Source organism: Knoellia sp. 3-2P3, assembly GCF_029223115.1.
Taxonomy (GTDB): domain Bacteria; phylum Actinomycetota; class Actinomycetes; order Actinomycetales; family Dermatophilaceae; genus Pedococcus_A.
The window spans coordinates 1-687 of sequence record NZ_JARGZE010000012.1; the positions used below are offsets into that span (position 1 = coordinate 1).

General features: G+C 73.1%; 1 protein-coding gene. It reads left to right on the forward strand.

What is annotated here, in order from left to right:
• Positions 1–687: DUF222 domain-containing protein (locus P0Y31_RS18570; RefSeq protein ID WP_275872156.1), on the forward strand; the 687-nt coding region annotated here is incomplete at both ends.

Sequence of the window (687 nt, forward strand, 5' to 3'; positions counted from 1 at the left end):
AGGGCCGGCGGGGCCGGGACCATCGTGGCCGTGGCGCAGGCCTTCCAGAAGCAGGTCAACGCTCCGGTGAAGGAGGCCGTCGAATCCGGTCGGTTGCCGGTGGGCTCAGCCGCGGCCGTCGTGAGCGAGTACGAGAAGCTCCGGCCGATGCTCGGGGAGCTGGCGCAGGAACCGGCCCTGTCCACGCTCATCGACCTCGCCGTCGACGGCGGGCCGCGTGCCTGCCGGAAGGTGCGGCCGTTCATCCTCGCCCGGTACGGCGCCGAGGGCGTCCTGCAGGACCAGCAGAACCTGGGCAAGGCGTTCATCTCGCTGTCCCAGCCGCGGGACACCGGGGCCGGCACGTTCGAGTACCGGCTGACCCTCGACGTCGAGGGCAAGGCGGTGTTGGAGGCCGCGCTCGGGCCGCTGTCGGCGCCGAAGCCGGTCGACGGCGAGCGTGACCTGCGCTCCAGCGACCGCAGGCGCGGCGACGCCTTGGTGAGGTTGGTGCGGCGGGCGGTGGCGGCCGGCGAGGAGGTGGGCAAGACGAACAAGACGACCCTGCTGCTCACCATGGACTGGGAGTCCTTGCGCGACGGGCTCGGGGCGGCCACCACCCTGGGCGGGTTGGACGCCGGCACCCACCTGGCCCCGGAGACCGTGCGGCGGCTGTGCTGCGACGGCTCCGTCATCCCCATCGTCCTG